The organism is Bradyrhizobium sp. SRL28, assembly GCF_018596315.1.
Lineage (GTDB): Bacteria > Pseudomonadota > Alphaproteobacteria > Rhizobiales > Xanthobacteraceae > Bradyrhizobium.
In genome coordinates this window covers 55,719-69,266 of record NZ_JAHEAG010000001.1, presented here as the reverse complement: position 1 = coordinate 69,266, position 13,548 = coordinate 55,719, and the positions used below count along the sequence as shown (strand labels likewise).

14 protein-coding genes are annotated in these 13,548 nt (G+C 63.6%); 6 read left to right on the top strand and 8 right to left on the bottom strand.

Annotated elements, in window-relative coordinates:
- Positions 1 to 11: 11 nt before the first annotated feature.
- Positions 12 to 1,151 (bottom strand): thiolase, encoded by a 1,140-nt coding sequence (locus KIP88_RS00280; RefSeq protein WP_214485826.1) that lies wholly within the window; start codon positions 1,149 to 1,151, stop codon positions 12 to 14.
- 5 nt (positions 1,152 to 1,156) lie between these two features.
- Positions 1,157 to 1,570: a Zn-ribbon domain-containing OB-fold protein gene (locus tag KIP88_RS00275; RefSeq protein ID WP_108519790.1), complete on the bottom strand. Its 414-nt coding sequence runs from the start codon at positions 1,568 to 1,570 to the stop codon at positions 1,157 to 1,159.
- Between the two features lie 206 nt (positions 1,571 to 1,776).
- Between KIP88_RS00275 and KIP88_RS00270 the strand changes: the two genes are divergently transcribed.
- The 4 genes from KIP88_RS00270 to KIP88_RS00255 are packed head-to-tail and all read left to right on the top strand — an operon-like array spanning position 1,777 to position 5,488.
- Positions 1,777 to 3,117, top strand: a complete 1,341-nt coding sequence (locus KIP88_RS00270) for an acyclic terpene utilization AtuA family protein (protein WP_214485825.1) — start codon at positions 1,777 to 1,779, stop codon at positions 3,115 to 3,117.
- A gap of 1 nt (position 3,118) precedes the next feature.
- Complete coding sequence (locus tag KIP88_RS00265; protein WP_214485824.1) at positions 3,119 to 3,439, top strand: hypothetical protein; 321 nt, start codon at positions 3,119 to 3,121, stop codon at positions 3,437 to 3,439.
- A 20-nt stretch (positions 3,440 to 3,459) separates the two neighbouring features.
- Entirely contained in the window at positions 3,460 to 4,809 is a 1,350-nt protein-coding gene (locus KIP88_RS00260) for an amidase (RefSeq protein ID WP_214485823.1), read from the top strand.
- Positions 4,802 to 5,488 carry a DUF2848 domain-containing protein gene (locus KIP88_RS00255; protein ID WP_214485822.1) on the top strand — a complete coding sequence of 229 codons (687 nt, stop codon included), beginning with the start codon at positions 4,802 to 4,804 and terminating at the stop codon, positions 5,486 to 5,488. The genes KIP88_RS00260 and KIP88_RS00255 overlap by 8 nt, the downstream gene beginning before the upstream one ends.
- Positions 5,489 to 5,497: 9 nt before the next feature.
- Here the strand turns inward: KIP88_RS00255 and KIP88_RS00250 are convergent, their stop codons facing one another.
- Positions 5,498 to 6,256 (bottom strand): transglycosylase domain-containing protein, encoded by a 759-nt coding sequence (locus KIP88_RS00250; protein WP_214485821.1) that lies wholly within the window; start codon positions 6,254 to 6,256, stop codon positions 5,498 to 5,500.
- Positions 6,257 to 6,500: 244 nt separating this feature from the next.
- On the opposite strand from KIP88_RS00250, the gene KIP88_RS00245 reads away from it, so the two are divergent.
- Positions 6,501 to 7,247, top strand: a complete 747-nt coding sequence (locus KIP88_RS00245) for a 2OG-Fe(II) oxygenase (protein WP_214485820.1) — start codon at positions 6,501 to 6,503, stop codon at positions 7,245 to 7,247.
- Between the two features lie 12 nt (positions 7,248 to 7,259).
- A complete protein-coding gene (alkB, locus tag KIP88_RS00240; RefSeq protein WP_214486606.1) occupies positions 7,260 to 7,913 on the top strand; it encodes a DNA oxidative demethylase AlkB in 654 nt (217 codons plus the stop codon).
- A gap of 47 nt (positions 7,914 to 7,960) precedes the next feature.
- Here the strand turns inward: alkB and KIP88_RS00235 are convergent, their stop codons facing one another.
- The 5 genes from KIP88_RS00235 to KIP88_RS00215 form a co-directional block, all read right to left on the bottom strand.
- Positions 7,961 to 9,589 (bottom strand): thiamine pyrophosphate-dependent enzyme, encoded by a 1,629-nt coding sequence (locus tag KIP88_RS00235; RefSeq protein WP_214485819.1) that lies wholly within the window; start codon positions 9,587 to 9,589, stop codon positions 7,961 to 7,963.
- A gap of 29 nt (positions 9,590 to 9,618) precedes the next feature.
- Positions 9,619 to 10,488 carry a fumarylacetoacetate hydrolase family protein gene (locus KIP88_RS00230; protein WP_214485818.1) on the bottom strand — a complete coding sequence of 290 codons (870 nt, stop codon included), beginning with the start codon at positions 10,486 to 10,488 and terminating at the stop codon, positions 9,619 to 9,621.
- An 11-nt stretch (positions 10,489 to 10,499) separates the two neighbouring features.
- On the bottom strand, positions 10,500 to 11,483 hold the full coding sequence (gene hpaD / locus KIP88_RS00225) for a 3,4-dihydroxyphenylacetate 2,3-dioxygenase (RefSeq protein WP_214485817.1): 984 nt from the start codon (positions 11,481 to 11,483) through the stop codon (positions 10,500 to 10,502).
- A gap of 114 nt (positions 11,484 to 11,597) precedes the next feature.
- Positions 11,598 to 13,142 carry a 5-carboxymethyl-2-hydroxymuconate semialdehyde dehydrogenase gene (gene hpaE, locus KIP88_RS00220; RefSeq protein WP_214485816.1) on the bottom strand — a complete coding sequence of 515 codons (1,545 nt, stop codon included), beginning with the start codon at positions 13,140 to 13,142 and terminating at the stop codon, positions 11,598 to 11,600.
- On the bottom strand, positions 13,135 to 13,533 hold the full coding sequence (locus KIP88_RS00215; protein ID WP_214485815.1) for a 5-carboxymethyl-2-hydroxymuconate Delta-isomerase: 399 nt from the start codon (positions 13,531 to 13,533) through the stop codon (positions 13,135 to 13,137). The genes hpaE and KIP88_RS00215 overlap by 8 nt, the downstream gene beginning before the upstream one ends.
- Positions 13,534 to 13,548: the final 15 nt, after the last annotated feature.

Here is a 13,548-nt window from a genome sequence, read left to right as displayed (position 1 = left end):
TGACGAAGAGGTTACTTCTCGTTCGTAAAGACGATCGTGCCTGATGCCGCGAACATGCCGCCGACGCCGTGGCAGACCGAAATCTTCGCGTCTTTGACCTGCGCCGGCGCGATGCCGCGCATTTGCCGCACACTCTCCTGCAGCGCGTACATGCCGTACATGCCCGAATGCATATAGCTCAATCCGCCGCCATTGGTGTTGAGCGGCAGCTTGCCGCCCGGGCGGGTGTTGCCGTCGGCGATGAACTTGCCGGTTTCCTCATGCGGCATGAAGCCGAGATCGCCCAGGCCAAAAAGCGGCAGATGCGCAAAGGCGTCGTAGATCATGAGATGATCGACGTCCTTGTGGGCGATGCCGGCTTCCCTGAAAGCCGTGGGACCTGAGACCTTGAAGGCGCGCGAGGAGTTGAACGTCTCCATCTGGCTGACCATCGGCGTTTCCACGCTCTCGCCGGTGCCTAGAATATAGACCGGCTTGTTCGGAAAGTCTTTGGCGCGATCGGCGGAAGTGAGGATCAGTGCGCCGCCGCCGTCGGTGACGAGGCAGCATTGCAGGATGCGGAACGGATAAGCGATCATCCGCGAATTCAGCACGTCCTCGACCGTGATCGGTGCTTTCATCGTGGCGCGCGGGTTCTTCGCGGCCCATTCCCGATGCGCCACGGCGACCATGGCGATCTGCTCATGCGTGATGCCGTAGGTCTTCATGTAGCGCAGCACGGGGATCGGGAACATGCTGGGCGGGCCGTAGACGCCGAAGGGCGATTCGAACTGGCCGTTGAGGCTGTCAGGCGGCGTCGAGCGCGGCAGCTTGCCGATCATCGACTTACCGCTTTCGGCGTGGGTGATCAGCACGGTCTTGCAGAGGCCGGCCTCGATCGCGGCGGCAGCATGGCGGACATGCAGCATGAACGAGCAGCCGCCAACCGACGTGCCGTCGACCCAGGTCGGCGTGATGCCGAGGTAGTGGGCGATCTGCTGCGGGGTTTCGACCGCGGTGGCGATGCCGTCGATATCCGACAATTTCAGTCCGGCATCGGCGATGGCGTTGAGCGCCGCGTCCGCATGGAGCTGAATCTGCGACATGTTCGGGATGACGCCGAGCTCGGTGGTCTCGGCTGCGCCGACGACGGCGACTGCATTTTTGCGCATGGTGCTTAGCCCTTCGCCGGACGGAACAAAGGAAGGGTGATCTTGTCGTCGAGTTTTTCGAACGCGACTTCGAGCTTCATGTCGAGCTCGAGCGCCTCCGGCGTCTGCGGACAGTCGATGATGTTGCTCATCATGCGCGGGCCTTCGTCGAGTTCGACGACGGCGATCGCATAGGGCGGGGTGAAGCCGGGCGCCGCCGGGCGATGATTGATGACATAGCTGTAGAGCGTGCCCTTGCCGCTGGCCTTGAACACGCTGACCTTGCGCGAGGCGCAGGAGGGGCAGAACGGACGCGGCGGGAAATAGACATTGGCGCAGGCATCGCAACGCTGCAGGCGCAACTCTCCGGCCTGCGTTCCATCCCAGAAATGCTGCGTTTCGGGCGTGGGTTTTGGTTTTGCGCGCGCAGGCTCCGCCATATCGGCTATTCTCCTTAGGGCTGCGGGCTAAGCCCGCTCGTTGCGAACTTGATGCGCCATTGACCGTTTCCCGTCAACGGTCCCAGCAACGGCGTTGCCGCATGGCCGCATTCCTCCAAGCCACAGCGCTTGTATGCCAGTAATTTTCCGCGCTAGGGTATTTCTGTTGCAAGCTGCGTGGTGCTTGTGACGACTAAGGAGACGACGTGCGAACGATACGAATAGGATCCGGTGCCGGCTATTCGGGCGATCGCATCGAGCCCGCGATCGAACTCGCCGAGAAGGGCGATATCCAGTATCTCGTGTTCGAGTGCCTCGGGGAACGAACGGTGGCGCTGGCGCAGCAGGCGCGCATGAAGAATCCCGACGGCGGCTATGATCCATTGCTCGAGGAGCGGATGCGCGCGGTGCTGCCGATCTGCGCCGCAAAGGGTATCAAGATCGTGACCAATATGGGTGCGGCTAATCCGGAAGCCGCCGCGCGAAAGACCGCCGACATCGCCAGGTCGCTCGGGCTACCCTCTCTGAAAGTGGCCGCCATCGTCGGCGACGACGTACTCGACGCCTGCAAGGCCGGCGATCTGCCGATCATGGAATTCGACGGCACGATCAAGCAGCTCGGCAACCGGCTGTTGTCGGCGAATGCCTATCTCGGCGCCGGACCGATGGCGCAGGCGCTGGTCGCCGGCGCCGATATCGTCATCACCGGCAGGGCATCCGATCCGGCACTGTTCCTGGCGCCGATGATCCATGCCTTCGGCTGGGCGATGGACGACTGGAATCTGCTCGGGCAGGGGACGGTCGCCGGACATTTGCTGGAGTGCGCCGGCCAGATCACCGGCGGCTATTTTGCCGATCCCGGTTACAAGGATGTGGCAGATCTGGCGCGGCTCGGCTTTCCGATTGGAGAGGTCGGCGAGGACGGCAGCCTTGTCATCACCAAGGTTGCGGGGTCGGGCGGCGCGGTGACGGCGCAAACCTGCAAGGAACAGTTGTTGTACGAGGTGCACGACCCTGCCAAGTATTTCCAGCCGGACGTGGTCGCGGATTTCTCGCAGGTAAGGATCGAGGAAATCGGACCCGATCGTGTTCGTGTCAGCGGCGGGCGCGGTGCGAGGCGTACCGATACGCTGAAGGTCTCGGTTGGCTATGTCGACAGCTACATCGGCGAAGGACAGATCTCCTATGCCGGCCCCGGCGCACTGGCGCGAGGACGGCTGGCGCTGGAGATCGTCCGCGAGCGGCTGAAGCTGACCAATGTCGCCGCGAGCGAATTGCGGTTCGAACTGGTCGGCGTCGATTCCCTGCACGGGCCCCAGGTTTCCGCGCACGCCGGCGAACCCTACGAGGTGCGCGTGCGCATTTCAGGGCGCACCGAAAACCTCCGCGAAGCGATCAGGATCGGCAACGAGGTCGAGACGCTCTATACCAACGGTCCGGCCGCGGGCGGCGGTGCGTGGAAATCGGCGCGCGACGTGGTGGCGGTCGCTTCCGTTCTGCTGCCGCGCGAGCTGGCAAAGCCGCAAGTCCGATTTGTGGGAGCCTAAGGTGAAATTGCGCGAGATCGCCCATTCCCGCACCGGCGACAAGGGCAACATTTCCAACATCTCCGTCATTGCCTATGACGCGAAGCACTATCCGCTGTTGCTTGAGCAGGTGACGGCCGCGCGGGTGAAATCGCATTTCGCAGGTGTTGTCCAGGGCGAGGTGGTTCGTTATGAACTGCCCAATCTGTCTGCACTGAATTTCGTGATGGACCAGGCGCTGGGAGGCGGCGTGACGCGCTCGCTGGCCCTCGATGCGCACGGCAAATCATTGAGCTCTGCGCTGCTTGATCTCGACATCTCAACCGCGCCGGATGGCAAATAACAAGAGAGCAACCGACGATCATGTCTGCTAACCCGACACTCGCCACTTTGGCCGCCGACCTCGATGCCGGACGCACCACCGCGCGCAAACTGGTCGAGGAATGTCTCGCAAGAATTGCCGATCCCGCCGGCGAGGGCGCGCAGACCTTTATCCACGTCGACAAGGACGCCGCGATATCGGCTGCGAATGCGATGGATCATTTGCGCAAAGCGCGCGCCGCGCCGTCGCCCTATGTCGGCATTCCCGTGTCGATCAAGGACCTGTTCGACATCAAGGGACAGGTGACCCGCGCAGGCTCGCGTGCGCTGGAGGATTCGCCCCCCGCCGAAGCCGATGCGCCCGTGGTGGCGCGGCTGCGCCGGGCCGGCTTCATCGTCATCGGCCGCACCAACATGACCGAATTCGCCTATTCCGGCATCGGCATCAATCCGCATTACGGCACGCCGAAAAGCGTCTTCAATCGCCACGTCGGTCATGTGCCCGGCGGCTCGTCCTCGGGCGCGGCTGTCTCGATCGCCGATCGCATGGCTTACGGCGCGCTCGGTACCGATACCGGCGGCTCGTGCCGGATTCCGGCGGCCTATAACGGCATCGTCGGCTTCAAGCCGACGCAGGCGCGCGTGCCGCTCGATGGCGGCGTGCCGCTATCGTTCTCGCTCGACAGTTTTGGACCACTGGCACGCACGGTCGGCTGTTGCGCGGTGCTGGATGCCGTGCTCGCCAATGAGGCTGTGCCACCGCTGCAGCCGAGGCCCGTCAAGGGCATGCGGCTCGCGGTGCCGACGACAGTCGCGCTCGACGATCTCGACGACGAGGTCGCGACGACGTTCGAGCGCGCGCTGGAAACGCTGTCGCGGCAGGGCGCGTCGATCGAGCGGATCGAGGTGCCGGAATTTAACGATGTCGGTGTCATGAACAGCAAGGGCGGTTTTGCCGCCGCGGAGAGCTACGCCTGGCACCGCTACCTGATCGTGAGCCATGGCGACGTCTATGACCCTCGCGTCCGAGTCCGCATCCTGCGCGGCGAAGGCATCAGCGCGGCCGACTATATCGATATCCTCAATGCGCGCCGCTCGTTCATTGCACGCACCGAACGGCGCATCGCGCCCTACGACGCGCTGGTGCTGCCGACCACAGCGAATGCGCCGCCCAGAATTGCCGATCTCGCCGATGACAAGGCCTTCGCCACACAAAATCTGCGCGCTTTGCGCAACTGTACGCTGATCAACATGCTCGACGGCTGCTCCATCTCGCTGCCGGCGCATCGCGAAGGCGAGATGCCCGTGGGGCTGATGCTGGCGGCAGCCGGCGGATCGGACCGCCGCATCTTTGAACTGGCCGCCGGAATGGAGAACATCATCCGTGTTTGATTTGACCTTCAACGTCGACGACAAGGGTATGTTGACGCCGCTGACGCTTGCGATCGATCAGGCCGTCATCGCCGGCTGGACCGGCCGCGATCCGGTGGCGCGCGACAAGCACATCGCTGAACTCGAAGCGATCGGCATCGCGCGGCCGGCTTCGACGCCGATCTACTATCGCTGCTCGGCGCGGCGGATCACGCAGGCCGACCGCATCGAGGTCTCGGGCGGGGACTCCAGCGGCGAGGTCGAGTTCGTGCTGATCGGATGGCAGGGCCGCATCTTCGTCGGCTGCGGCTCCGACCACACCGACCGCAAGGTGGAAGCCTACAGCGTCACGGTCTCCAAGCAGATGTGCGACAAGCCAGTAGCCTCGGTACTGTGGGAACTCGAGGACATCATCGCCCACTGGGACAAGATGATCCTTCGATCCTGGGCCGTCATCGACGGCGCCCGTGTCCTCTACCAGGAAGGCACGCTCGATGCGATGCTGCCGGTGCAGGATTTGATCGACCGCGGCTTCGGCGGAAAGGGCCTGCCCGACGGCTGCGCCATGTTCGGCGGCACGTTTGCGGCCAAGGGCGGCATTCGCCCGGCTGATCGCTTCGAGTTCGAGCTGGAAGATCCCGTGCTGAAGCGGAAGATCGGTCATGGGTACGATGTGATCACGATGCCGGTGTTGGGATAGCTGACGCGATCACTGATTGACCGGCTTGGCATGGCCGCCCGGAATGTCCTTCAGAAGCAGCGGCCGGCTCTTGGCTGTTGTCGCCTGCATCGCGCTGACCAAGCCGGCCGTCTGCATGCGATCGATGACGGAGTCTCTGACGCTCGTCTCGAAGGATCGGCGGCTGGTATTAGGTAGCCGCGCGCGCGATGTGATGAATGCGACCTCGTCAATATCAAGGTTCGAGAGCGGCTTTCCAAAGTACGCTTCCGCCGCGGCCGCGACGCCATACGCGCCGCGGCCGCGATAGCTCTCATTCAGGTAGATTTCGAGGATGCGGTCGCGGGACAGGGTATTCGCCATGCGCTGCATGAAGAAGACTGCACCGATGTTCCAGTCCAATCCCCTGCAGCAACCCGGAGCAAGAGATATCAGGCAATGCGTGACGGAGTGCAGGATGTGCTGTGCCCGATGGGGATTGCCACCGCCAAAAGCGAGGTGCGCAAAGGGATTCAGGGACCAGACTTCGTAGAAATCAGGTTGCTCATAAGCGATCGCGGCATTACGAAGCAAGGGCGGAATCTCGGCGAGGGGAACGTATGTTTGTTGCGTGGCAGCCGTGCAGACCGGACCGGTTGATGATAGCGCGGCGAGTTGAGCTTCGTTCGGAAACCCGAGGCCATATTCGTAGTGCCAGATCAGCCAGCCTGTGAACCATAGCAACGCCACACCTGCCAGTGAGAGCAGGGCCAGAAGGGACTTTCCGAAGATGATGAGCGCCTTGCGCATGGTACCTGTGAAGTGTGCGGGGGCTTGGCCGCACATTGTTGGCAAATAGTGCCGAGAATTAGCCGGTTCCAATAGCAGATCGTCCGGGAATCGGGTGGTGGATGTAGCCCGGAATTGCGAAATAGTCGGTCATTCCGGGATGCGCTGGTAGGCGCAGGCCCGGAATCCATAGCCACGATCGTGAGTATGGATTCCGGGCTCGTCGCTTCGCGCCGCCCCGGAATGACCAATTTCGGAGACCGACATGTCTAAAGCCAACCTCGCGACCGTCAGGGCAAATCCCGTCACCATCCCCTCCCGCGTCGACGCCATCGACTGGACGCAGGCGACCGCCGATCTCGACGCGCAGGGCTGCGCCGTCCTGAAGGAACTGCTGTCGCCAGAAGAATGCGACGGGCTGGCGGCGCTCTATCCTGACGACAAGAATTTCCGCAGCAAGATCGTGATGGGCCGCCACGGCTTCGGCCGCGGCGAATACAAGTATTTCGCCTATCCGCTGCCCGAGCTGATCGCGCAATTGCGGCCCGCGCTCTATACGAGGCTCTGCGGGACAGCCAATCGCTGGAACGAGACGATGGGGATCGACATCCGCTACCCCGACCGGCACGAGGCGTTCCTGAAACGCTGCCATGACGCCGGGCAGACGCGGCCGACGCCGCTGCTGCTGCAATATGGCGAGGACGATTACAATTGCCTGCATCAGGATCTCTATGGCGAGCACGTGTTTCCGCTGCAGGTCGCGATCCTGCTGTCGGAGCCGGGGCGTGATTTCGAAGGCGGCGAGTTCGTGCTGACGGAGCAGCGGCCAAGGATGCAGTCGCGGCCCGAGGTGGTTCCGCTAAAGCAGGGCGACGCGGTGGCGTTTGCTGTGCATCACCGGCCGGTGCAGGGGACGCGCGGGCCGTATCGCGTTAATCTGCGCCATGGCGTCAGCCGGATCCGATCCGGCCATCGCCACACCGTCGGCGTGATCTTCCACGATGCAAAGTGAGTGCGGGCTGAGTTGACTGCGGATTTGTTCGAGGCTGTTCCGGACGCGCGCCCGTCGCGTGAAGCGATGGCGGAGGGCGCGGTGTTGCTGCGCGGATTCGCGCGGCCGTTTGAAGCCGAGCTGCTTCCGGCGCTTCGCGCGATCGTCAAACAGGCGCCGTTCCGGCATCTGATTACGCCGGGCGGCCACCGCATGTCGGTCGCGATGACCAATTGCGGCAGTGTCGGCTGGGTGTCGGACGACACGGGTTATCGCTATGGCGCCATCGACCCCGTGTCCAAACTGCCGTGGCCGGCGATGCCGACGGTGCTGCGCAGGCTCGCGGCCGACGCGGCGTCGGACGCCGGGTTCAACGGCTTCGAGCCGGAAGCCTGCCTCATCAACCGCTATGTGCCCGGCGCGAAGCTGTCGCTGCATCAGGACAAGGACGAGCTGCATTTTGCCGCGCCGATCGTGTCGGTGTCGCTGGGGCTGCCCGCGATCTTCCTGTTCGGCGGCCCGAAGCGCGCCGACAAGCCGAACCGTTACCGGCTGGAGCATGGCGACGTCGTGGTCTGGGGCGGCCCGTCGCGGCTGTTCTTTCACGGTGTAGCGCCGCTCGCCGACGGCGAACACGCTATCATGGGCCGTCAGCGCATCAACCTGACTTTCCGAAAAACGCGGTGATCCACCTTCTCCCACAAGGGGAGAAGGGACGAAGGCGTTGCGTGTGGCTAGGCGTTCTTCGCCGGATGAATGAACGCCCACGGCGAGACTTCCGAATCCGTCGGCACCTCCACCGAGATCACATACGGCCCGCCGTCGGCCAGCGCCTTTTCCAGCGCCGGGCGGAAATGATCCGGCGAGGTCACGCGCGCCGCGCCAACGCCAAAAGATTCCGCAAGTTTTACGAAGTCCGGATTGACGAGGTCGGACGCGACCACGCGGCCATCGAAGCGTTCGCGCTGGTCGCGGCGGACATTGCCATAGGCGTTGTTGTTGAAGACCAGCGTCACCACGCCGATCTTGAACTGCACGGCGGTCGAGAGCTCCTGCACCGCGAACATGAAGCCACCATCGCCTGTTATCGCGACCACCGGCCGGTCCGGATTGGCGACCTTGGCGCCGAGCGCCGTCGGGAATCCCGAGCCGAGCGTGCCCTGATAGCCCGAGGTGATGAAGGTGCGCGGCTCGTAGATCGGAAAGCCGTACCAGGAGGCGAAACCGACCTGGGACAGCTCATCCGTGACGATCGCATTCGCGGGCAGCACCTCGCGCAGGATGTTCAGATACGCCATCTGCGGCTGCACCTTCTGAATCTCCTGATGCGCCGCCGCGGTGGCCTCGCGGATCTCGCCGCGCCGGCCGCTGCTCTTGCTGTAGCCGGCCTTTTTCACCGCCGTCGCCAGATCGGCGGTGCCGGCCTTGGCATCCGCGATCACAGCCGTGTCGGGCACATAACGCCGCATCTCCACGGGATCGATATCAATGCGAACCGATTTCAGTCCGTCCGGGCGATAGGGCCAGCGCGACATCGTCGGCAATTCCAGCCGCGTGCCGATGCCGATCATCAGATCGGTGGTCGGCCACAGCCTGTAGGCCGCCGCCATGGTCAGCCCGAGTTCGTGGGCGTTGGAGACGATGCCGCGGCCGCTGCGGAACGCCACCACGGGCGCATCGATCATCTCGGCGAGTTCGGTGATTTCCTCGCGCGCATGGATCGCGCCGCTGCCGACGAAGATCATTGGCCGCTTGCTGGCCTTGATGAGATCGGCGGCGGCCTTGATGCGGTCAGGGTCGGGCTGCGGGGCGGGAAGGGTGTCGAATACCTTTGAAGCGCCGACCTCCGCGCGCTGCGTGAACACGTCCCACGGCATTTCCAGCGACACCGGGCCGCGACGCCCCGACATCATTTCCTGAAACGCGCGCGATACCATCGCGGGCGCTAGGTCGGGATATTCGATGCGGTCGGCCCATTTTACAAACGTGCGCAGTGTCGCGATCTGGTCCGGCATCTCGTGCAGATGGCCGCGGCCCTTGCCCAGGAACTGCGTAGGCACCTGGCCGGTGAGGCAGAGTACCGGCTCATTGCACCCGAACGCGGTCAACAGCGCCGCACCCGCATTGAGCACGCCGGGGCCGGGTACCACGCTGAACACGCCGGGCCGCCCCGAGGACCGCGCATAACCAAAAGCCATGTAGCCGCAGGCCTGCTCGTGGCGTGCTCCGATCACCTTCAACTGCGCCTGATGGAAGGCATCGAACAGGCCGTAGGTTTGCGCGCCGGGCAGGCCGAACACGGTATCGACGCCATGCGCGACGAGGCCATTGACGATCGCTTCGCCGCCGGAGGTTGATTTCATTGCTCTTTCCACTCGCTTCTCAGGATTTATCAGGCTTCGTCGGCCACGCCGTTCTTCAGCACGCCGACGCCATCGGCTTCAACCTCGATGACATCGCCGGGCTTGAGATAGCGCGGCGGGTCGAACCGCGCGCCGGCCCCGGTCGGCGTCCCCGTCACGATGACGTCGCCGGGCACCAGCGTGGTGAAGGTCGAGAGATAGTTGATGAGGTATCGGAAGCCGAAGATCAATCGCCCGGTGCGATCGTCCTGCCGCGTCTCGCCGTTGACGCGCGTGGTCAGGCGGATATCCGCGATCTGGCTTTCACTGGTGTAGGGCACGAGCCAGGGGCCGAGGCTGCCGGTTGAATCGAAATTCTTGCCCTGGGTGACGTTGAACTTGGCGTGCCGCACCCAGTCGCGGATGGTGCCCTCGTTGCAGAGCGTGACGGCGGCGATGTGGTCCAGCGCGTCGCTCTCCTTGATATGCCGGCCGGCCTTGCCGATGATCAGCACCAGTTCGCCCTCGTAATCGAGCTGCGCGGAAGCGCGCGGGCGGACCAGCGGTGTGTTGTGACCGACGAAGGAGCGCGGCGTGCGCATGAACATGCTCGGATATTTCGGCGCGTCCTGGCCGTCCTTGTATTCGGCGTTGCGGTCCGGGTAGTTCACGCCGATGCAGATGATTTTTTCCGGCGAGGGGATCGGCGGCTGCCAGGTAATCGCATCGAGCGCATGGTCCGACGAACGCCGCGCGGCGTCTTCGGCGAGCTTCATCAATGCGCCGGCGGCAATGACTTCGCGCAGCGTCGGGTATTCTTTGCCGAAACGCGCGGAGAGATCGACGATGCCGGTATCAGTCACGGCACCATATTTCTGCGCGCCGTTGATGGTGTAGGTAGCGAGACGGGGACGGGCCATCTGTTATCCAATCAATCCGCAATCGTGACGTCGGCGACGAAAGCCGGTTCGCGCACCGCCTGTCCTGTAAAGGGCGTACCCTCCTCGAACCAGGAGCGCGGCGCGGGCGCGCCCCACAGCGTCTGCCGGCGCGGGTCCTTCAGCGACCAGCGCAGCGGTTCGTGGTCGTGATCGCCGGTGAAGTAGTCGCTGGTATAGAGTTCGAGGCGGTGGCCGTCGGGATCCCTGACATAGAGGAAGAACGCATTCGAGATGCCGTGGCGGCCGGGGCCGCGCTCGATGTTCTTCAGGTATCCGCTGGAGGCCATGACGTCGCACAGATGCAGGATGTTCATCGCGGTCGGCGTCCAATAGGCCATGTGGTGCAGGCGAGGGCCTTTGCCATTGGTGATGGCGAAGTCGTGGACATTGCCCTTGCGGTGCATCCACGCCGCGGCGATGCGCCCGTTCGGGCCGTCCTCCTCGCCATATTCGGTCAGGCGGAAGCCGAGCCGGGCATAGAAATCGACGGTGTTTTGTACCTCGGGCGCGAAGACGTTGAAATGATCGAGCCGTTGCGGATGGCACCCTTTGTAGAGATCGTAGCGCCTGAGCAGATGCGGGCGCTTGTCCATCGTCGCATAGAGTTCGAGCTGGAAGCCGGCCGGATCGGTGAACTGCAGTGTGCGGCCCTGGAACGGCTGCTCAGCGAAGGCGTAGGTGATGCCATTCTCGGAAAAGAATGAGGCCGCCTTGTCGAGATCGCCGTCATTGCCAACCCTGAAGCCGAGCCGGCTGCAGGCCGCGACAGAGGCCTTCCGCAGCACCAGCGAGTGATGCTGATGCTCCTCGCTGCCGCGCAAATACACCGCCTTGTCGTCGGCGTCCTCGACATGGAGGCCGACGGTGTTCTCGTAGAAGGCGCGGCTCTTGTTGAGGTCGACGACATCAAGCACGGCGTGACTGCAGCGGATGATGTTGAAGGGGGGATCGAAGATGTGTGTCGGAACGGGCATTTGCTTTTTCCACTCCCTGATTTGTTGATCCTCATGGTGAGGAGGCGCGCAAGCGCCGTCTCGAACCATGTGGCCCGTGGCCCATCCTTCGAGACGCGGGCTTGCGCCCGCTCCTCAGGATGAGGGCAGGCCGAGTTTCTGAATCTTATGCGTCCCGCGGGCGAGCGAGACGTGCTTGGTCTCCATGTAGAAGTCGAACGAGTAGTCGCCGCCATCGCGGCCGATGCCTGATGATTTCATGCCGCCGAACGGCGTCGGCAGATGGCGGACGTTTTCGGAATTGAGCCAGATCATGCCGGCCTCCAGCGCATCGGCGACGCGTAGCGCGCGGCCCATGTCGCCGGTCCAGACATAGCCGGTCAGGCCATACTGCACGCCATTGGCGATCTCGATCGCGTCCTTCTCGTCCTTGAAGGGGATCACAGTCAGGAACGGGCCGAACACTTCCTCCTGCGCCACCCGCATTTTTGAATTTGCGTCGGTGACCAGCGTCGGCTGCACATAATGCCCGCCGCCGGGGCCATCATGCGGCTTTCCGCCGACCGCAATGGTGGCGCCGTCCTTTTTGGCAACCTCGAAATAGCTGCAGACCTTGGCGAGATGCCGCTCATGGATCAGCGGCCCGATTTCGGTGGCGGGATCGAGGGGGTGGCCGACCTTCAACGCCTTTACCCGGGCTGTGAGCTTTTCGATGAATTTTCCGGCGATGCCCTCCTGAACCAGAAGCCGGCTGGAGGAGGTGCAGCGCTCGCCGTTCAGCGAGTAGATCATGAAGACAACCGCATCCATCGCCCGGTCGAGATCGGCGTCGTCGAACACGATCACCGGGTTCTTGCCGCCGAGCTCGAAATGCACGCGCTTCAGGGTAGGGGCGCCCTGCGCCATGATGGCCGAGCCGGTGGAGCTCTCGCCGACGAAGCCGATCGCCTTGATCGCGGGATGCTCGGTCAGCGCCTTGCCAGCTTCCTCGCCCATGCCGTGGACAGTGTTGAGCACGCCATCGGGCAGGCCGGCCTGTTTCGCGAGCTTTGACAGGAGGTCGGCGGTCACCGGCGACCATTCCGCCGGCTTGTGCACGACAGTGCAGCCGGCGGCCAGGGCCGGGGCGATCTTCCAGGTCGACAGCATGAACGGCGTGTTCCACGGCGTGATGACGCCAACCGGGCCGATCGGCACCCGGGTCGAGATGTTCCAGTGCTCCTCGCTCGGCGTGCTGAGGCCGTCCCTCGCCTCGGCGCATTTGTCGGCAAAGAAGCGGAAGTTTTCCGCCGCCCGGATCGCGGCCTTGGCCATGAAGCGGTGCGCCTGGCCGGTATCGATGCATTCCAGCACCGCGATGTCGTCGGCGTGGTCCTCGATGGCGTCCGCCACGCGATGCAGCAATTTCTTCCGCGCCGTGGCCGACATGTCGCGCCAGGATTTGAAGGCGAGCGCGGCTGCGTTTGCCGCACGGTCAATGTCTTCGGCATTGCCGCGCGCCACTGACGCCAGCACCGCGCCGTCCACGGGAGACTTCGTCTCAAAAGTCTGGCCGGAGACCGACGGCACGGTCTTGCCGTCGATCATGTGCCCGATGCCTTCGCTCTTTAACTTGGCGAGCAGGGGAGCTGCGCGGTCGTGGTTGGCCTGAAACATGTCCTTGGGGCTCACTTTATCCATGCGCAGTCTCCACCTTCAGAGCTTCGTGGATGTTGTTGCGTTTCCAGCTAGTTTCCTTGTCGTTGATCTGCATGTCGAACGACAGCGCGAACTTTTCGTTCGCAAACACCGGGTCGAGATAGGCCGACAGGGCCTTGAAAATATGTTCGCCGGCCTTCTTGCGCGTGGCGAGGTCGCGGCCCTCGCCGAGCCGCAACACCATGTCGAGAAAGCCGTAATTCTGGCGGCCGTCGGCGATCGCATAGTGCTCGCATCTGACGGCGCGGACGCGAATACCTCCGAGCGGGAAGATGCCGGTTTCGACCGCGGCCTTGCGAACCAGCTCCACGACCGCGCCGATGTCGACGTGGCGATCGAGATTGCCTGAATATTCAATCGTAAAGTGCGGCATGTTGCGATGGCTCCA

Excerpts from the sequence above, each read along its gene's own strand:
- KIP88_RS00280 (WP_214485826.1), bottom strand. The coding sequence starts at position 1,151 with ATGCGCAAAAATGCAGTCGCCGTCGTCGGCGCAGCCGAGACCACCGAG.
- KIP88_RS00275 (WP_108519790.1), bottom strand. The coding sequence starts at position 1,570 with ATGGCGGAGCCTGCGCGCGCAAAACCAAAACCCACGCCCGAAACGCAG.
- KIP88_RS00260 (WP_214485823.1), top strand. The coding sequence starts at position 3,460 with ATGTCTGCTAACCCGACACTCGCCACTTTGGCCGCCGACCTCGATGCC.
- KIP88_RS00250 (WP_214485821.1), bottom strand. The coding sequence starts at position 6,256 with ATGCGCAAGGCGCTCATCATCTTCGGAAAGTCCCTTCTGGCCCTGCTC.
- KIP88_RS00245 (WP_214485820.1), top strand. The coding sequence starts at position 6,501 with ATGTCTAAAGCCAACCTCGCGACCGTCAGGGCAAATCCCGTCACCATC.
- KIP88_RS00235 (WP_214485819.1), bottom strand. The coding sequence starts at position 9,589 with ATGAAATCAACCTCCGGCGGCGAAGCGATCGTCAATGGCCTCGTCGCG.
- KIP88_RS00230 (WP_214485818.1), bottom strand. The coding sequence starts at position 10,488 with ATGGCCCGTCCCCGTCTCGCTACCTACACCATCAACGGCGCGCAGAAA.
- hpaD (WP_214485817.1), bottom strand. The coding sequence starts at position 11,483 with ATGCCCGTTCCGACACACATCTTCGATCCCCCCTTCAACATCATCCGC.
- hpaE (WP_214485816.1), bottom strand. The coding sequence starts at position 13,142 with ATGGATAAAGTGAGCCCCAAGGACATGTTTCAGGCCAACCACGACCGC.
- KIP88_RS00215 (WP_214485815.1), bottom strand. The coding sequence starts at position 13,533 with ATGCCGCACTTTACGATTGAATATTCAGGCAATCTCGATCGCCACGTC.